Source organism: Butyrivibrio sp. AE2032 (assembly GCF_000702965.1).
Genome location: NZ_JNLF01000005.1, coordinates 1225329 through 1242681, shown reverse-complemented (window position 1 = coordinate 1242681; position 17353 = coordinate 1225329). Strand labels below are relative to the sequence as shown.

Annotated in this window: 14 protein-coding genes and 1 riboswitch; of the genes, 6 read left to right on the top strand and 8 right to left on the bottom strand. The window is 49.8% G+C overall.

The genetic code is table 11. The features are described from left to right. Positions 1-43: 43 nt before the first annotated feature. Positions 44-1582 carry a leucine-rich repeat domain-containing protein gene (locus tag BO18_RS23205; protein ID WP_034450008.1) on the bottom strand — a complete coding sequence of 513 codons (1539 nt, stop codon included), beginning with the start codon at positions 1580-1582 and terminating at the stop codon, positions 44-46. Positions 1583-1778: 196 nt separating this feature from the next. Here BO18_RS23205 and BO18_RS23200 point away from each other — a divergent pair, with 196 nt between their 5' ends. Continuing rightward, positions 1779-3674: a glycerophosphodiester phosphodiesterase family protein gene (locus BO18_RS23200; RefSeq protein WP_034450006.1), complete on the top strand. Its 1896-nt coding sequence runs from the start codon at positions 1779-1781 to the stop codon at positions 3672-3674. A gap of 54 nt (positions 3675-3728) precedes the next feature. Here BO18_RS23200 and BO18_RS33405 read toward each other — a convergent pair whose 3' ends face one another. Beyond that, positions 3729-5333, bottom strand: a complete 1605-nt coding sequence (locus BO18_RS33405; RefSeq protein WP_051689087.1) for a leucine-rich repeat protein — start codon at positions 5331-5333, stop codon at positions 3729-3731. 250 nt (positions 5334-5583) lie between these two features. Here BO18_RS33405 and BO18_RS23190 point away from each other — a divergent pair, with 250 nt between their 5' ends. Then, positions 5584-7335, top strand: a complete 1752-nt coding sequence (locus BO18_RS23190; RefSeq protein ID WP_034450005.1) for a Na/Pi cotransporter family protein — start codon at positions 5584-5586, stop codon at positions 7333-7335. Between the two features lie 60 nt (positions 7336-7395). Here BO18_RS23190 and BO18_RS23185 read toward each other — a convergent pair whose 3' ends face one another. Then, the gene (locus BO18_RS23185) at positions 7396-7944 is read right to left on the bottom strand and encodes a metallophosphoesterase family protein (protein WP_034450003.1); all 549 of its coding nucleotides are present in this window, start codon (positions 7942-7944) and stop codon (positions 7396-7398) included. Between the two features lie 12 nt (positions 7945-7956). Further along, positions 7957-9045, bottom strand: a complete 1089-nt coding sequence (locus tag BO18_RS23180; RefSeq protein WP_034450001.1) for an FkbM family methyltransferase — start codon at positions 9043-9045, stop codon at positions 7957-7959. Positions 9046-9177: 132 nt separating this feature from the next. Here BO18_RS23180 and BO18_RS23175 point away from each other — a divergent pair, with 132 nt between their 5' ends. After that, a complete protein-coding gene (locus BO18_RS23175) occupies positions 9178-10317 on the top strand; it encodes a DUF4349 domain-containing protein (protein WP_034449999.1) in 1140 nt (379 codons plus the stop codon). A 121-nt stretch (positions 10318-10438) separates the two neighbouring features. Here BO18_RS23175 and BO18_RS23170 read toward each other — a convergent pair whose 3' ends face one another. Genes BO18_RS23170 through ttdA form a run of 3 tightly spaced genes read right to left on the bottom strand, consistent with a single transcriptional unit; the run spans position 10439 to position 12684 of the window. Continuing rightward, on the bottom strand, positions 10439-11161 hold the full coding sequence (locus tag BO18_RS23170; RefSeq protein ID WP_051689086.1) for an HAD family hydrolase: 723 nt from the start codon (positions 11159-11161) through the stop codon (positions 10439-10441). A 3-nt stretch (positions 11162-11164) separates the two neighbouring features. After that, on the bottom strand, positions 11165-11788 hold the full coding sequence (gene ttdB / locus BO18_RS23165) for a L(+)-tartrate dehydratase subunit beta (RefSeq protein WP_034449997.1): 624 nt from the start codon (positions 11786-11788) through the stop codon (positions 11165-11167). Further along, positions 11785-12684 carry a L(+)-tartrate dehydratase subunit alpha gene (ttdA, locus tag BO18_RS23160; protein ID WP_034449995.1) on the bottom strand — a complete coding sequence of 300 codons (900 nt, stop codon included), beginning with the start codon at positions 12682-12684 and terminating at the stop codon, positions 11785-11787. Before ttdA ends, ttdB begins: the two co-directional genes overlap by 4 nt. A 140-nt stretch (positions 12685-12824) precedes the next feature. Here ttdA and BO18_RS23155 point away from each other — a divergent pair, with 140 nt between their 5' ends. Continuing rightward, a complete protein-coding gene (locus tag BO18_RS23155) occupies positions 12825-14225 on the top strand; it encodes an O-antigen ligase family protein (protein WP_034449993.1) in 1401 nt (466 codons plus the stop codon). 22 nt (positions 14226-14247) lie between these two features. Further along, positions 14248-15135, top strand: coding sequence for an alpha/beta hydrolase (locus BO18_RS23150; RefSeq protein ID WP_034449991.1), 888 nt, complete (start codon positions 14248-14250; stop codon positions 15133-15135). A gap of 192 nt (positions 15136-15327) precedes the next feature. Here the strand turns inward: BO18_RS23150 and BO18_RS23145 are convergent, their stop codons facing one another. Further along, complete coding sequence (locus tag BO18_RS23145; protein WP_051689085.1) at positions 15328-15996, bottom strand: ECF transporter S component; 669 nt, start codon at positions 15994-15996, stop codon at positions 15328-15330. A 5-nt stretch (positions 15997-16001) separates the two neighbouring features. After that, a riboswitch (FMN riboswitch) is annotated at positions 16002-16148 on the bottom strand. A 303-nt stretch (positions 16149-16451) separates the two neighbouring features. On the opposite strand from BO18_RS23145, the gene BO18_RS23140 reads away from it, so the two are divergent. Continuing rightward, on the top strand, positions 16452-17342 hold the full coding sequence (locus BO18_RS23140; RefSeq protein WP_185752557.1) for a LicD family protein: 891 nt from the start codon (positions 16452-16454) through the stop codon (positions 17340-17342). The last annotated feature ends 11 nt before the right edge of the window (positions 17343-17353 follow it).

Genomic DNA, 17353 nt, shown 5'->3' with positions numbered 1-17353 from the left:
TATGACACTGATAAAGATAAAAAATCTTTAAAACAATGGATGTTTAAGGGTTTGTGCAATAACCTTCGCTGTTGAAGTTATAGTTCTTGCCGTCGATCTTGTAAGTGGCGTTTTTCGCATACCATCCGGAAGTGTCCTGATAGTACCAGCCCTTGGAGTCCTTCTTCCAGCTTGCCCTTTCCTTGTAGAGCCACTTGCCGCTTAATTCGAGCCAGTATCCGCTGCAGAATTCATTTGCTGCCATGGAACCGTCAGACTTGAAGAAATAATAGTATCCTTCTATCTGTTTCCATCCGGTTACCATTGCACCTTCGGAATTGAAGAAGTACCACTTGCCGCCGATCTTCTGCCAGCCCGTGACCATGGAGCCGTCACTGCTCAGGTAGAACCATTTATTGTTGTTATTGAGCCAGCCGGTTGCCATGATGCCGGACTTGTTGAAGAAATACCACTTGTTGTTGAATTTGGCCCAGCCGGTGATCATGACGCCCTGATCGTCAAAAGCATATTTATGACCGTCGACCGTTGCGATCTTGTTGTAGAAAACCTTTCCGTCGTTGTCAAAAAACATCCACTTTCCGTTGCCCAGACTGAACCAGCCGACACGGACATTGATATATTTATCCATGTAACCGTTATCTGTCTTGCGTATGACGATATCTCCGTCATTGCAGTGGACAACGGTACCGTCGAGGTGAAGCGCGGTTCCGATAAGGGTTTCTGAAGAGTCGATCTCCTTGACAAGCGTCATCCATTTGCCGCTGTCACCGTAATATTTTATGGATTCCAGACCTGATCCCGTAAAGGCATTGAATCCGATGCTCTTAATGGTACCCGGAATGGTTATGGATTTCAGGTTTGTACACTTTTTGAAAGCACTGTATTCGATAGAAGAAAGACCTGAGGGCAGGGTAACAGATGAAAGATTTTTGCAGTTGTAGAATGCAAGTTCAGGGATCTTCGTTGTTCCGTTCTCGAAAGAAACTTTCCTGATAGCGTTTGAATCGCAGAAAGAATAGTCGAATGAAGGATTAGTTCCGGTGAATTTTGAGGGGACTATCACGTTTGAAGGACCGTCATATTTGTCAAGACAGAAATAAACGGTACAATCGGAAGCTGTGCCGATCGTTTTTATCTCGGGAAGATATGTTGCGGCATTTCCGTTGATACCGGTCATATCGAGTTTTATATATTTGCATTGATTATTTTCTATAGTTATCTTTTCAAGCCAGGTGCAGGTTGCAAGGCCTGAAACTTCACGGTAATTTCCGGTGAATGAAATGTCGTGAACCTGCTTAAGTGATGAAGGCATTACGAATGTTTCCGGATCCGAGTGGGGGTTGTAGACTGAAACCTGGTCTATCTTATCGCTGTGAGATTCAAAGCTTGAAGGAGTGAATGAAGTCTCATTAGTCCTGATAAGCTCGAGATATCCGTACATCCTGTCGACCAGAGTATATCTCCACAGATAGACATCGCCTCCGATATAGCAGTAACCGCTTTCATCAAAAGCAAGAACGCTGTTGAACATTGAGACAAGAATACAAAGCGAAATAAAAACCGATGCAAATGCCTTCTTCATAACAGATCCTCCCCATATATCATAAATATTTAAAATTTTACTATGGCAACAGTCATTCATCAACTGAGATTGATAAATATGTCAGTTGCTAAGGGCAGTACGGGAATCTGCCGTGAGTTATCCGGCAAACTTGATATAAGGGTACGGCGTAATTATAATGACGGCAGAATAAACATTTCGAGAGTTATGGAAAACAATGTCTGATATATCCATTAACGGCAAATTAACCAAAAAGGCCAAGAACCATGTCTCGAAGTTCTTCTCCGGGTTCGGATACTTTCTGCAGGAGGTCTTCATCCTTTTCAGGCAGAACTTCAAGGAAGTCATGATCTTTCTCCTTATCAGCTCGGTCTTTACAGTCTCGCTCACAACGTTCCTCAAGGGCAGGCTGATCGAATTTATGATGATGGTAAGCGGAGAGACGTACATCGCGCCCGAAAACATTCAGCGCGTGCTTTTAAATCCCTTATCCATCCTTGCCATGGCGGCTTTCGTGATCGTGGTCACTCTCATGTCGCTGTTCCAGATCGCGGGACTGCAGCATGCGTTTTCCATGGGAAGCGTGGGACGCAATACGAATATCACCAGCATGATCTATGCCGGACTCCACGTATGCAGAAAGGCCATCCACCCGAAGAACTGGATAATAATCATATTCATCCTTGTCCTTTTCCCGCTGACAAAGCTGCTGCCGCTTTCGGGATCGACCTTCAAGCTCATCCTGCCGGGATTCGTTGACCAGACCATCGACTATACGAAAGGCCTGGGCGCGCTGTACAACGCGATCTATTTTATCCTTATCGTATTTCTCACCGTATACATCTTTTCGGTCAACAGCTTCGTTATCCAGAAGAAATCATTCATCCAGAGCTGCAGGCAGTCAAGAAGACTCATAAAAGGCCATTTTGTCGAGACGATACTCACCATGATCCTTCTTACGATCCTTATGAACTTCACGATAAATTCCGTTTCTTCGATCATCGTCATCAACTATAAGGAACTGATGTCCTGGATCCGCGGCAACACGAGCATCGTCGACAAGTCCGAGGCGGTCGGCACTTATACATACATGCTCAGGCAGATCCTGAAGAGCTATCTCTCGCCTGCGGTAAACAATGCCGCACTGACGGTGCTGTTCTACAAGTATTTCGACGGGGAGGCAAAGTTCAATACGATCGCCAAGTCGACTTTCAGGGCCAGAAAACCTTCAAAGGAATTTCTCATAACCTCTATGGTTTTGTTATCGGTACTCGCCACCGTATCCTGTTTCTTCGTTTACCAGAAGTATTCATTCCTCGCTGAGGATGTTGAAAGACCGTTAGTCTGCGCGCACCGCGGAGATAACGTGAACGCACCCGAGAACACCATGGAGGCGTTCGAGCTTGCAGCCAGCGAGAACCTGCAGTGGATAGAACTCGACGTCCATCAGACTTCTGACGGCGTCATAGTCTGCAATCACGATTCAACGATAAAGAGGGTGACCGGGTATAACCTGGCCATCCATGAGCATACTTTTGCCGAAGTGAGAGCCTGCAAGGTAGGCAACTGGATGCCTGGAGATTACGAGCACGTAGTCATACCGACGCTTGAAGAGGCGCTCACGTTCGCGAAAGAGAACGGGCTGAATGTCCAGGTTGAACTCAAGGGTCACAGCAGTGATGTGAATTTTGAGGAAAACGTGCTTAAAGTTATAAACGACACCGGCATGCACGACAACGTCATGGTGATCTCGCAAAATGCCGCGCGCATGAAGCGCATCAAGGAGCTCGATCCCAACATCACCAAGGGCTACTGCATGGTTGTCGCTCTCGGCAATCTCGAAGATCTGGAATACTCCGACAACATCACGATCGAAGAGACATATGTTACTCCGGAACTCGTACACCGCATGCACGAGCAGGGCAAGAAAGTCTTCTGCTGGACGGTGGACCGCGACGATACCGTACAGTATCTCATCAGCTGCGGCGTGGACGTCATCGGAACGGATAACCCGATCCTCATAAGCAAAGCCGTGGACAAGGCCGACTACTCAGGCGGATTCATGAGGGTGTTCCACATCGTCATGCATGCCATCGCGAACATGGATACATAAGAAAGGCCGCCTCACTGAAGCAGCCTCTCCAATACTTAAATTGAATAACGGATCTTAAGGATTCGTGCAGTAACCTGACTTGTCAAAGTTGTAATTCTTTCCGTCGATCTTAAGAGTCTGGTTCTTTGCATACCAGCCGTTTGAATCGCCATACCACCAGCCCTTGGAATCTTTCTTCCAGGAAGCCTTGTAGGTATATGTCCATCTGCCGTCGGCATCGAGCCTGTAGCCGCCGCAGTATTCATTTGCAGCCATTGAGCCGTTGGTCTTGAAATAGAAATAGTAACCGTCGATCTTTTTCCAGCCTGTAACCATCTGGCCGTTGGATCCGAAATAATACCAGACGCCTTCTATCGGCTTCCAATACGTGGCCATGTCGCCATTGGGATTAAGATAATACCATTTGCCGCCGTCAAGGAGCCATCCTGTCTGCATGATGCCCTTGTTATTCAGGTAATACCAATAGCCGTTTGACTGCACCCAGCCGGTCTGCATGACGCCGGACTTATTGAAGAAATACCAGTTGTTATCGAACTGGGCCCAGCCGGTTATCATGTAAGCGTTCTTGTCAAAACCGTAGGTCTTTCCGTCTATTACCTGCATGCAGCCATAGGAGCATCCGCCGTTTTCGTTATAGTACATCCACTTGCCGTTGCTTTCCTTTGACCAGCCGTAGTAGTTCTGGTAATAACGGTAATAGTAGCGCGTCTCTTTCTCATTAAAACTGATAAGGATGTCTCCGTCGTTGCAGTGAACCACAGTGCCGTCAAGGTAAAGGACATTCGCGCCGTTGATAGGTCCGTCTTCATTCCACTGTTGTACAAGTCCGTACCACTTCGATCTTGTTCCGTCGTAGTAGATGTCCTTTACTCCGGAATCCTCGAAAGCGTTGTGACGGATCCTGGTTATGGTTGAGGGGATGGTTACTGAAGTGAGGTTTTTGCACCTGGCAAAGGCGCTGTACTCGATCGTGGTTACTCCCGTGGGGATGCTGACCGAATTGAGCTTCTCGCAGTCATAGAAAGCATCATCAGGTATGCATTTTGTTCCTTTCTCGAAAGTAACATTTTTAATGCCTGACGAGTTCTTGAAAGAGTACTCTATGCGGCTGTCTGAGCCGTATTGCGCAGGTACGGTGATGTTAGCAGTTCTTGTGTCGCTGATATTAAGATTGAATTTAGTGTCTGACGTGTCGCAGAGGATCTTAGGCAGCGTGACCAGATAATTCCTGGAAAAATCAAGTTCGACCCATTTGGCGCTGTTTGCGCTGAAGGTGATCTTTGACAGATTTGTACATACATGGAGATTTTTTACGGACTCGCATGTGCCGGTGAAGGTGATCTCTTTAAGAGCAGGCATATCATACGGGTAGATATAATACTCATATTCATTTTGACCGTCGGGAAGAGGCTGTATTCCGCTTATATTCATCTTTACGGCTTCTTTGGCCGTGTCCTTGTCATATCTGGAATCCTGAAACCCGGATGATGAGCCCTTGCTGATATTCAGTGTCTTACTGCTCGTCTCATAATTCCACTTATAGTAACCCTCGTTCATCTTGAACTGGCCGCTGGTCGGTGAGTCGGCAAATACAGTGCCGAAAAACGTAAATACCGTACTCGCAGCCAGGACGAGCGACATTACGGATCTTTTCTTCATCGTTCTGATCCCCCTTGAATTAAATTTATAAAAACAATTTTACTATGAATGGGTGCACAGCGCCATCGCGGATTTCAGTAAGATGCCCGCCGTGCACAGTTATTACCGCAAAGCCTTGTGTCTGTTGATATATAGATAGCAGTCTATGTAATCTGAAACACAACATTTTCTGATTTTACATATCGCCGATTTGACGATAAAATACGATAGAAAATAAATTATTTGGATCAGTGTCGGAGCAGCATAAGATATGGACGTTTTCTCATTTATAACCCTTTTTGGAGGACTCGCATTCTTTCTTTACGGAATGCATACACTGTCTGAATCTTTAAAAAAGACCGCAGGCGGCAGGCTCGAAAAACTCCTCAACAAAGCGACTGACAATAAGTTCAAAGGACTTGCAGTCGGTGCGATAATAACGATCGCCATCCAGTCATCATCGGCAATGACGGTCATGCTGGTCGGTTTCGTTAACTCCGGCATCATGGAACTGCCCCAGACAGTTGGCGTTATCTTCGGCTCCGACATCGGCACGACGCTCACCGCATGGATCCTGTCACTCGCAGGCATCGACAGCGGCGACAGTCTGGTCTTAAAACTCCTTAAGCCTTCATGCTTCTCACTGGTCGTTGCACTCATCGGCGTCGTCATGATCATGATGTGCAAGAAACAGCGCCACAAGGACATCGGCTCCATGCTCATCGGCTTTGCCATCCTCATGCAGGGAATGACCATGATGTCCGCTTCGATGGAACCTTTGAAGGAGATGGACAGCTTCGTCTCCATAATGACGGCATTCAAGAACCCGCTCCTGGGCGTTCTTTCCGGCGCGATAGTAACGGGCATCATCCAGAGCTCCGCGGCTGCCATCGGTATCCTGCAGAGTATCTCCATGACGGGCCAGCTCACTTACGGTATGGCGATCCCGCTCGTAATGGGCGCCAATATCGGTACCTGCATGACTGCGATCCTTTCTTCGATCGGCGTTAACAGGGATGCAAAGAGAGTTACCGTCATACACGTCACGATCAAGCTCCTCGGCACTGTCATCTGGCTCATCGTTTTCTATGCGGTAAATGCCATCTTCGATTTCAGTTTCATGGACAACCAGGTCAACATCGTCGGTGTTGCTGCCATCCACTCGATATTCAACATCGCAAACACGATACTTCTTTTCCCGTTCAGCAAGCTCCTCGTAAAGATCGCCCACCTCATCGTCAAAGAGACAGAGGAAGAGCAGGAGTTCAAACTCGACGAGCGTCTCATGCTCACGCCCTCCATTGCTGTCGGTGAGTGCCGCAACATGATGATCAAGATGGTCAGCAAGGCCAGGGACGGGCTCGACAAGTCAATGGGCATGCTGATCAACGGTTACAACGCAACTGATTTCGAGTTCATCAAGAAGAACGAGGAGAGGGTGGACGGTTACGAAGACCTTCTTGGTTCCTATCTCATGAAGCTTACCACCACGCAGCACCTGAGCGTCGAGGACAAGAACAAGTCTTCGAGGATCCTGCAGGCGATCGGAGAAGTGGAGAGGATCGCGGACCACGCGAACTATCTGTCCGATTCGGCCGAGGAGATCGAGACGAAGCACCTCGCTTTCTCTGATGCCGCCCAGGAAGAGCTCAACAGGGTCATCCCCGCCGTCCGTGACATCTACACGATGGCTTTGGACTGCTTCCTTTCCAACAATGCAGCCAATGCCGAGAACATCGGACCTTTGAGAATAGTAATCAGCGAGATGTGCGACCAGTTCAAGGCAAACCACGTCGAGAGACTTGCGAACGGTATCTGCACGACCGAGCAGGGATTCGTCTTCAACGACATCTTATACAGCTGCGTCAGGATCGCCGAGCACAGCCTCAACATCGCCGCCATCGCATACAGATTCAAGACTTCCGGCGAGAACGTTTCCGACACTTACATGCACGACTTCAAGCAGCGTAAGGATAAGGACGAGAAGAAGTATCAGGAGTACGTCAAGAAGTACAAGGCCTGATGTTCCGGCCGTCATTTTCGGATTTTTAAGAACCCGTTGTATATCTGGGCGCGGGAACGGCTATTCGACTGTAAGATACTTTACGTCGTATCTGCCGTCCTCTTCCATCTCCATGATCATGTAACCGCGTTTTGAGCCGCCGCGGGGGAGGGAGATCGATCCCGGATTGAGTATGCGCGGACCGGACGGATTGCCTGCATCCGATCCGTAATATCTTCCGTAAGCCCTGACCGCATCACCGAAGCTGTCGTACGGCACATGCGTGTGTCCGAAAAGGCAGATGTCGCAGCCCTGTGCCTGTGCCGAGAGCGAGAGTGTCAGGAGCCCGTAACCTGCATGCTGGATGTGGCCGTGAGAGCAGTAGAATCTGTGTCCCTTGAGTTCAAAGACTGCCACGGTCTTCACGATGGAAGGATCGTATGAGGTGATGTCGCAGTTGCCCCTTACGAATACGCACGGGGTCCTGGGCGATCCCGCCCATGAAGCGATCTCGGACTGTGAATATTCGCAGTCTCCCAAATGGATCAGCATGTCGGGAGATTCCTTTGATATCGCCGTCCTTAACGGTCCGTTTATTCCGTGCGAGTCGCTTACGATCAGTATCTTCATAAGGTTTCCTTATCAGACAAAATAGAAGTCGGTATCCCATCCCGGGATGCATCTGGTGTGGCGCATGAAGACCTTGTAGTCGTCCCTTATCCCGAGCACTTTTTCCGGAATGGCGAAAACATCCTCGCTCCTGTGATAGCAGGCGATCTTCATGACGGGGTGTGATCTGAGTATCGTTTCACGTGCCCCTTCGATGGCTTCGGATTCGGAACCCTCGACATCGAACTTTATGAAACTCACGTCACTTATGCCCAAAGAATCGACGGTTACCACGTCGATCTCGCGGGTGTTCTTTATTTCCACATTGCTGTTGGACAAGGCTCTTGTGCCCCTGCCTCTTGATGAGGATACGAGTTCTGTCCCGGTCCAGCTTCCGGCAAGTGCGTTGATGCATCTTATGTCAAAGCCTTCGTCCGACAGATCCTTCGCGTATGCTTCGAGCTTTGCAAAAGAATGGCGCTCGGGTTCGACGGCAACGCATGATGTTAAACCCGGAATGATCTCGCGGTATCTCTTTACGGTATCTCCATAGTACGCTCCGAGATCGACATAGCAGCCGTTCCTGATGCCGGAAAGAAGGGCGGCTTCATCGTCAGGAGACGATTCGCAGGCGGCAAGATATGAGAGACTTCCGGAGAGCTTATAATCGATGTAGTTTCTGAAGCAGTTTTTTGAAGCATCGTCCTCAAGGCGCGCACAGACTTTTCCGATGTGTTCCTTATTGGTCTCATAGTATTCGCGGTTGAACAGTATGTTTCCGTATGCGGGGACATCGGGGACGTAGAGTTCCCTGCCTGAAGCGATCTTTCCGACCTGCTCGAGGACTTCGGGTCTTGAAGAACCGAAACAGACGAGGACGATGAAATCGTCTGCCAGAGTCCTGCAGCAGTCAGCGTATGACATTACCTTATAGCCGTGGAACATGCGGTCCCTGACAAAGCCGTTGCTCGCAAAGACAGCGGCTATAAGGTCAGCAAGGCCGTAACTCTTTAACACGGCGATTATCTTGTCGGCGCCGTCGCCCGTGCCGTAGAGGGCGATGGGGCGGCGTTCAAGCGCAAGGTATTCCCAAAGGTCATGTTGTGTTTTCGAGATGCTCATAGGGATAAGTATATACTCTTTGACCCCGCCCCGCGAAAAAAATCATGGAGGGGGTGCAACATTTCGCGGACCCCGTCTGTATATAGGGTAATAACGGGAAACAAACCATGCCCGGATACGGAGGATATATATATGAAAAAAGGTGCGATCATAGGTATAGTGGCAGGCTCGGTTGCGACCAGCATGCTCGTGTTATTGCTTTTCGCAGGCACATATCTGAGCAAGGCAAAGGCAGCTTCCTCGGAGGTGCGCTCCCACAATGACAGCGCTTATGCCAATTATGAAACGAATTCATACCTGAGCGGTGCTTCCTCGAACAAGGGAATTACATATTCCATGGATATGAGCGACAACTTCGGATATGCCGATGAGGAAGCGGAATATTTCGAGAACGACGTGGTCACGCAGAACACCCCGGACATTACCGAGGTCAACATGGATCCCACACAGGGAAGACTTCTTATAAGGACCGTGAGCATCACTGCCGAGACGACGAATTACGCATCGGTTTCCGCAGATCTCGAGAACAAGGTCAGGGAGTGCGGAGGATATATCGAGTATTCTTCCATGAACGGAACGGGCAACAACAGGGACCTGCGCACCGGAACATACACCGTACGCGTTCCCGCGGAAAAGCTTGATGCTCTCATCAGCGCTGTAAGCGGAAGCTGCACGGTAACTTCTTCGAGTGAGGGCACATCAGATGTTACTCTCGAATATGTTGACACAAAGTCCAGGATCGAATCATTAAGAGTCGAGTACGACCAGCTGATGGAACTCTTAAAGCAGGCTGAAGATCTCGATACCATCATCATCCTTCAGAACAGGCTTACTGATGTCAGATACCAGATCGAGAGCTCCGAATCCAGGATCAGGGTGCTCGAGAACCAGGTACAGTTCGCAACGCTCAATCTCACTTTAAGAGAGGTTCTCGAAGAGAAGGAAGTCGAGGAGGCTCACGTTGTAACTTACGGCGAGAGAGTCACGGATCAGTTCAAGGACATGTGGGAAAACACGGTAGAGTTCTTCCAGGATCTCCTCCTGTGGATCATCTCCATAATCCCGGGTCTCATCTTCATGACAGTCCTTACGGTAATAATCCTCATCATAATCTTCTCAGCAAACAAGAAGAGAAGAAAGAAGATCGCAAAGGCCCGTGCGGAGAAGGAAGCAGCAGAGAAGAAGGCTGCCGAAATGAAAGAAGCAGAACAGATTTCCGAAAATAAAAAAATGTCTAAGGAGGAAAACAAAGAAGAAAAGAAGGAGGATTGAAAACAGAATTAACCCGGATAAGCATAGTATCATTCTGTAATCAATATCTGAGTTACGGCCGTAGATTAAGGGATAAAGGAAAGGGCAGGAGGTAAAGGAACAACCCGGAATAAGTACTGATTCAGAAACGCATTACAGAAAAATCACATTCGGCTGCGAAGCGCTCCCACCCCTCGGGACCTCCGCAGCCGATATTATCATATACGGCACACGTGAGGAATCCGCCGGATCTGGCGCCTTTCAGCGCCTGCGGAACGTCGTCGAAAACGAGAGCCCTGCAGGGCTCGATCCTGATGCCTGATGCTGACACATATTCAGTCGCGCGGAGGAAGATGTCGGGTGAACTCTTGTCGATCTTTCCGCCCAGATCTTCCAGAGTAATGACGCAGTCGAAGAGTTCTTTTATGCCTGTGTGAGTGAGCGCCGCGCCGGCGTTTTGGCGGGAAAGGGCAGTGGTAACGCTAAGTGAAAACCCGAGCCTTTTTGCTTCCTCAAGATACTCTTTCGCGCCTTCTTTGAGGTTTACTTCAGAACGGTAAAATTCATATACCATCGATTCCCATGTGGCGGCGACTTCCTGCCATGTCATGGGGATGCGGTACTTGGTCTGCGTATATCTTGCGGCATCCTCGATGGAGACGCGCTTGACGAATTCCGTGTAGTCGGGAGTCACCTCATATCCGTAACGGCCGAGGAACTCCTTGTCGACATCGTGCCATACGCTCATGGAATCGAGAAGCGTTCCGTCGAGATCGAAGATGAGAAGCCTGACGCCCTCTTTTGAGAGCGCTTTGAGGTCAGGATAAGATGTGCTGCTGACGGCGGGACTGCTGTTCGGATCCATCAGTTAACCCATGAAATCGAGCTTGCCCTTGAGTTCTTCCAGAGCTTTTTCCCTGCGGTCGTTGAAATCGACCTTGTTATTCTCGATGAGGTTGTTGCCGTATGAATCGATCGATACGATCAGGGGTCCGAAACGCTCGGCCTTGAGCTTCCACATGGCTTCGGGCATTCCGAGGTCGAGCCACTCGACGCCTTCGACGTCCGTTACTTCCTCGGCTGCAACCACTGCGCATCCGCCCGGGAAGATGGTGTGGATCGCGCAGTTGTCGATACATCCATGTGTCGTCTTGGGACCCATTCCGCCCTTTCCGATTATTATCTTAACGCCCGTCTTTTCAAGGAACTCCGCTTCGGCTTTTTCCATGCGCATTGAAGTCGTGGGGCCTACGCTGATGACCTTGTACTTGTCGGGTTCGCCTTCGGCGGAGATCTTCTTCATTATCGGTCCCGCGTGGAAGATGGCCTTGCCCGTAAGATCCACGGGAGGCATCTTGCCGGACATTACGACTCTGTGGTGAACGTCGTCCCTGCCGGTCACGATGTCGCCTGTAAGATAGATGACATCGCCTATATGTACTTTCCTGATATCCTCATCGGATACGGGTGTCGTGAATTCGAAAGTGCTCATAAGACTGCCCCCTTGTGTGTGAAGAGATCGTAGGTGAAGTCGGGATTGATCCTGATGCCCGCTCTCCTGTGCGCCCAGCATGCTGTGGACATGCCCATGGCGAGAGTTGCAGGGTGTCTTGATGCCTGCTCGATGTTTACGCCCATGACGGAGAGCTTTCCGCCGAATCCGCCGGGGCCGAGGCCTATGGAGTTGAGGCCGTCCTCAATGAGCTTTTCCATCTGGGCAGCCTTGGGATTAGGGTTGTGCGAACCGACCTGTCTTAAGAGTGCTTTTTTGGAGAGCTTGGCTGCAACTTCGGAAGAGCCTGCGATGCCGATGCCTACGAGGCAGGGAGGACATGCGTTTACGCCGTATGTCGTCATCTGTTCGAAAACCGCCTTCGCGATGCCGTCGTATCCTTCGAGCGGCATAAGGACTTTGGAGAAGCCCGGCAGTGAGCATCCGCCGCCTGCCATGTAGAAATAGAGTTCCAGAACGTCGCTGTCCTTTACGATCTCCCAGTCGATCCAGGGGCTGTGCGTCCCGATGTTGTTGCCTGTGTTTACTTCGTCGAAAACCTCGACCGCGTTAGGTCTCAGAGGAGCCTTGGCTGTAGCCTCCCTGACTGCGTCTATCAGTGTGTCTTCGATGATGTCCATGTAAGGCCATCTGGAGCCGACCCTTGCGAAGAACTGAGGAATGCCGGTGTCCTGGCATGAAGGCCTGCCCAGGGAATGAGCAAGCTGCATGTTCTTTTCCATTACGTTGTAGATATCGGGTGCAAAGCCCTCGTTCTCGGTCTCTTTCATCTGTGCGAGACGGGCTTTAACGTCATCAGGAAGATGACCTGCGGAGTAGCTCATGAACGATGCGACGAGCTTTGTAAGCTGTTCCTGCGGTAAGTCAACAGACATATCTTTTCCTCCCGGAGATTCATTCTGTGACAATTATATATCATTGTCGAAGTATAGTACTCACGGACTTTTAAATGGTTTGCAAGTTCTTTATAATGAATCAGATTACTAAATGTTTTGTGTTAAAGGGGTTATAAAGGATGACTGCTGAAGCTGAGGCGAAGGTGCCTGTTCTCGCGAAGATCACTTCCGATAAAGTATTCTGTTACGTGTCAATGGCGCTCCTCATGTTCCTGCCTGTTGCGGAGATCATCACGGAGTTCCTCATCAAGGCGAAGATCAAGAAACTGAGATTCCTTTATCCGTCTTACTATCAGCCTTATATCGTCATGATATTCGGCGGCATTTTTGTCCTTCTCATAGTATTGAATCTGATCTCGAGAGCGGTCAGCGGAAAATTCAAACTGTACCTTGCCGACATCTTCTTTTTCACTTTGACGGCATTCATGCTCATCTCGATGTTCTGCTCGGTAAACTTCGGCGTGTTCGCCGACGGCGTGCTCTTCTACAGCGAGCGTCCCGAGACATTCCTCTGCTATTACGGACTGTTTTTCGCAGGCTCCATGATCGTGGATCCGAACCTCAGAAAAAAGCTCCTTTTCTCATATGCGATCATAGCTGTTATCGAAGGCATTTTGGGTTTTTTGCAGTCCTTCAACATCGAGATCTCATACTGTCTTTACGCGGTCAACCGCATGCCCAACACGGCATACGGAACGCTCCAGAACACGAACTTCTACGGCACGCTCTCATGCGTTCTTACAGCTGCGGTATCAGGCCTTTTCATCTTCAGTTCGAAGCTCCTTAAGTCAAAGGCTGCGAAATGGGGAACGCTGGCATTATCGCTCCTTCTTTTCTACACGCTCCTCGCGAGCAAGGCGCGTCTTGCTTGGATCGGCATGGCCGGCATGATCTTCATGTACATCGTGTCGCTCATCGTCATGCGCAAGGGCGCGATCGACAAGGATTCATTAAGACAGATAACGATCGACTTCTTAACTCTCATTATCGGTTACATCGCGGTCATCATCATCGCAATTATCTGCACGCCTTACATCACGAGCAGGATCGAAGTTACTGCCGAGGATCTCCAGGAAAAGGCCGGAAGCGACGGTTTCGGAAACGGCAGAGGCAGGATATGGAGAGCCGCGCTCAACAGCGTCCGCAGGCACTGGCTTACGGGTATCGGTCTCGATAACCTTGCACAGGCATTCAGGGAAATGCCCGGATGGAAGCAGGGTGACTATGTACAGTCCAAGGGACACTGTGAATACATTCACACGCTCGCAACACAGGGTGTATTTGCCCTCGTTAATTATCTCGTAATGCTTATCTGTGCAGGCGCAGGTGCGGTCAAGACAGTCTTCACCGAGAAGGACGATGTGAAGAGAAGCCTCACATGGATCTTCCTGGGCGTCTTCATCGCATACGCGGCACAGGCCACATTGAGCAGCAGCATTATGAATGTTGCACCGTATTTCTGGATCATCGCCGGTCTGCTGTTACCAAGGACCAAGCCTGTCTCGCTGAAGAAAGGCTGACCTCACATAAAGGAGGCGTCACATGCTCAATTCTTTTGTCCGTTATAAAGCAGAGAAGAACAGACAGCTCTTCATAAAGAACTGCACGATCAGCGACGCACCGAGACTCGAAGAAGAGGTTTTCCCGGCCGAATGCAAGGCGGAGATGGACTTCGTTTACAAGAACGGAAACGAACCCTTAAAGCTCGACGTCTATACACCGTTCGGCTGTTACGGCCCCAAGGAATGCTTCATCCTGATCCACGGCGGAGCATTCGTATACGGCAGCAAGGTCCTTGACCAGAACTTCGGCATGCACCTTGCGATAAAGGCCGGCATCCCGGTCGTAAATGTCGACTACACTCTAATGCCCGATTCCGACATATCGCAGATAGTAAACGAGATATTCCATGCGATGAACTACATCAGCAGCAAATACGGCATCAGGACCTTCCATACTGTCGGAGATTCCGCCGGCGGGTACCTGGCTTACCTTGTCGCCATTGCCGCAAGGAGCAGACATATCCGTCACGGCCTGTGGGTTTTCGAAAAGCTCAACGGCACCGTTCAGTCGGCCGGCCTTGTCTGTCCCGGCATCAGAAACCCCAGGAAAGGTTTCCCTGGTATATATTTCGAGAAACAGATCAACACCAAAAATGAACCTCTGCGCCTTCCGGATTATGTCTACGATCTCAACCTCATAGCGGAGCGCGACACCGACTTAAGGCTCGCGATAATCACGGGCGAAGAGGACTTCCTCCGCGAACAGGACCGCGAGTTCAGCAAGCATTTCGAGAACGTGCTCTTCTACGATGCCGAAAACGACGGCGACCTCATAATGCACCACGTCTTCCCGGTAGCACATCCCGAATGGCCTCAGTCGGTCAAGGCGATATCCATGATCGCCGAGAATGCGGTCGGGAGAAGATAGGATCGGCAAGAGTGCTCTGATATGCATCTCAGCGTGACAGGGTGATTCCGCGAAGTGCACCGGAGAGTACGGATTACGGCGAAAAAACGTACTCAAAAGAGCAAAAAGGTTAAAAGTGCATTTTTCAGTACCGAAATCCGGTTAAAAACAGCACGAAAATCAGCACTGGTGCACCTTCTGCAGACGAAAGTATCACGCCCTTTTGTTCTTGGGCTGTTCGTGCGTCTGATCGTAAGTCCTGTTGATCAGCTTTGAGATAGGCTTGTAAACGAAGAATGTGATCGTGCCGACAACGATACCCTTGAAAAGGTTGAAGGGAACGAATACTGCGAGGAGCAGCGAGATCTTGTCCTTTACGAGCGGATTGGCGCCTGCGCTCATTCCGATGATGGCTTCAAGAGGGAATCCCATCGCAGAACCGTAGAGAGGCAATGTGATGAATGCGTTTACGGGGATTGCGATCAGAGCGAGAACGAGTGTTGAGATAATCATGGATACTGCAGCGCCTTTTCTCGTGCGGAACTTGCGGTAGATGAGACCTGCCGTGCCGACATAGATGACTCCGGTGATGAAGTTTGAAAGCTCTCCGATACCCATTGTCTGTGTGACGGGAAGGTGGATGAGATTCTTTAGAAGCTCGATCACGATGGCCCAGACCGGGCCGAGAGCGAATGTGCCGATGAGTACGGGAAGCTCGGCGAAATCGAATTTCAGGAATGCCGGCATGAACGGGAGCGGCACTTCGAGATACATCAGGAGTACTGCCATTGCCGTGAGGATGGCGCATGCGGCGATGCGGCGGATCATGATCTTGCGCGCAGCACGGGAATCCGCCTTAACGGTTACTTGAGTTTCAGTCATAGAAAATACACTTCCTTTCTTCCGGACTTTACCGTCGGCCCCTAGAATCTCACTGGGTCAACCTCACCTTGAAAAAAATTATGAGGCTTGCGGGCTTACGCTTCTGGCGCTCACCGCCGGTCGGAGAATCACACTCCGCCTTGGACGCCTCAATTATACATTGGAAAGACGATTTGTAAAGACTCGTTCATAGCAATTCCGCTTGCTCCGGGTCCTCCGCGCTTCGCTTGTGCGGAAGTCGCAAGCTGAATGCTATGAACTCGTACGGAAACGTGAGCACTGCAGAATCGCAAGCTCGATACTATGAACGAGACGAAGAAGCGGAAACGGGCCGCCGTTCACTACGGAGTCATATTTATATAATTTTGCTTGTAATAAATTATAGTGTTATAATCGCTTATCACGGCCGGAGCGGGTCTATGTTCGCTTGCCGTGAATCTGCCGGGAGTGGATATATGGAGAGGATTTCATCAGATACGAGGAAAAAGGTCCAGTATGTCATCACTGACATGCTGCGCCAGTTCGACAAGATCTGCAGAGACAACGATATAGAATACTTCGTTTGCTACGGTACCGAATTGGGTGCGGTCAGGCATCAGGGATTCATCCCATGGGATGATGACGCCGATGTCGGCATGATGCGCGAGGATTATGAGAAGTTCAGGAAGGTCTTCGAGTCACAGGATACGGGGAACCTTTATCTGGCAAGTCCTGACGGCGATTACGAATGGCATGAGAAGGTCTATCCGAGACTCTACTATCTCGGAACGGAGATGGAGCTCGGGTACTGGAACGACTGCTTTGAGCTGAGCGGCGACAAGTTCGGCAAGGCGATCAATCTGGACATCTTCCTTTTCGATTATGTGGACAACGATCCTGCGAAGATTGAGGATACGATCAAGAAGGCGCTGAAGCTCAAGCGCAGATACATGTACTACAAGTTCAAGTCGAAGATCGTTAAGAACAGGGGTGCGAGGGCATTCGTGATGAGCCTCATGAAGCGCCTTATGTATGATTTCCATCACAACGATCCGGATGCTTCGAGGAAGCAGTATGAGAAATATAAGCAGCTCGTGCAGCACCCGAAGAGCGATTACATAATTAATTTCGATGACCTGGAAGCAGTCGACATAAGGGCATCGCTCTTAAGATACGACCAGGTGTTCCCGACGGTCCCCGGCATGTTCGAGGGGTTTGAGGTCAGGATGCAGAGGGATTACGACGCGGCGCTCACGAAGCTCTACGGCGATTACATGACGCCTCCCGAAGGGGATGCGAAGGATGTCCACAAGACGGTACGCGCGTCTTTCGGAGACTACAAGTTCCCTGATTCTTTTGAGGATTAAGGCAGCAGGAA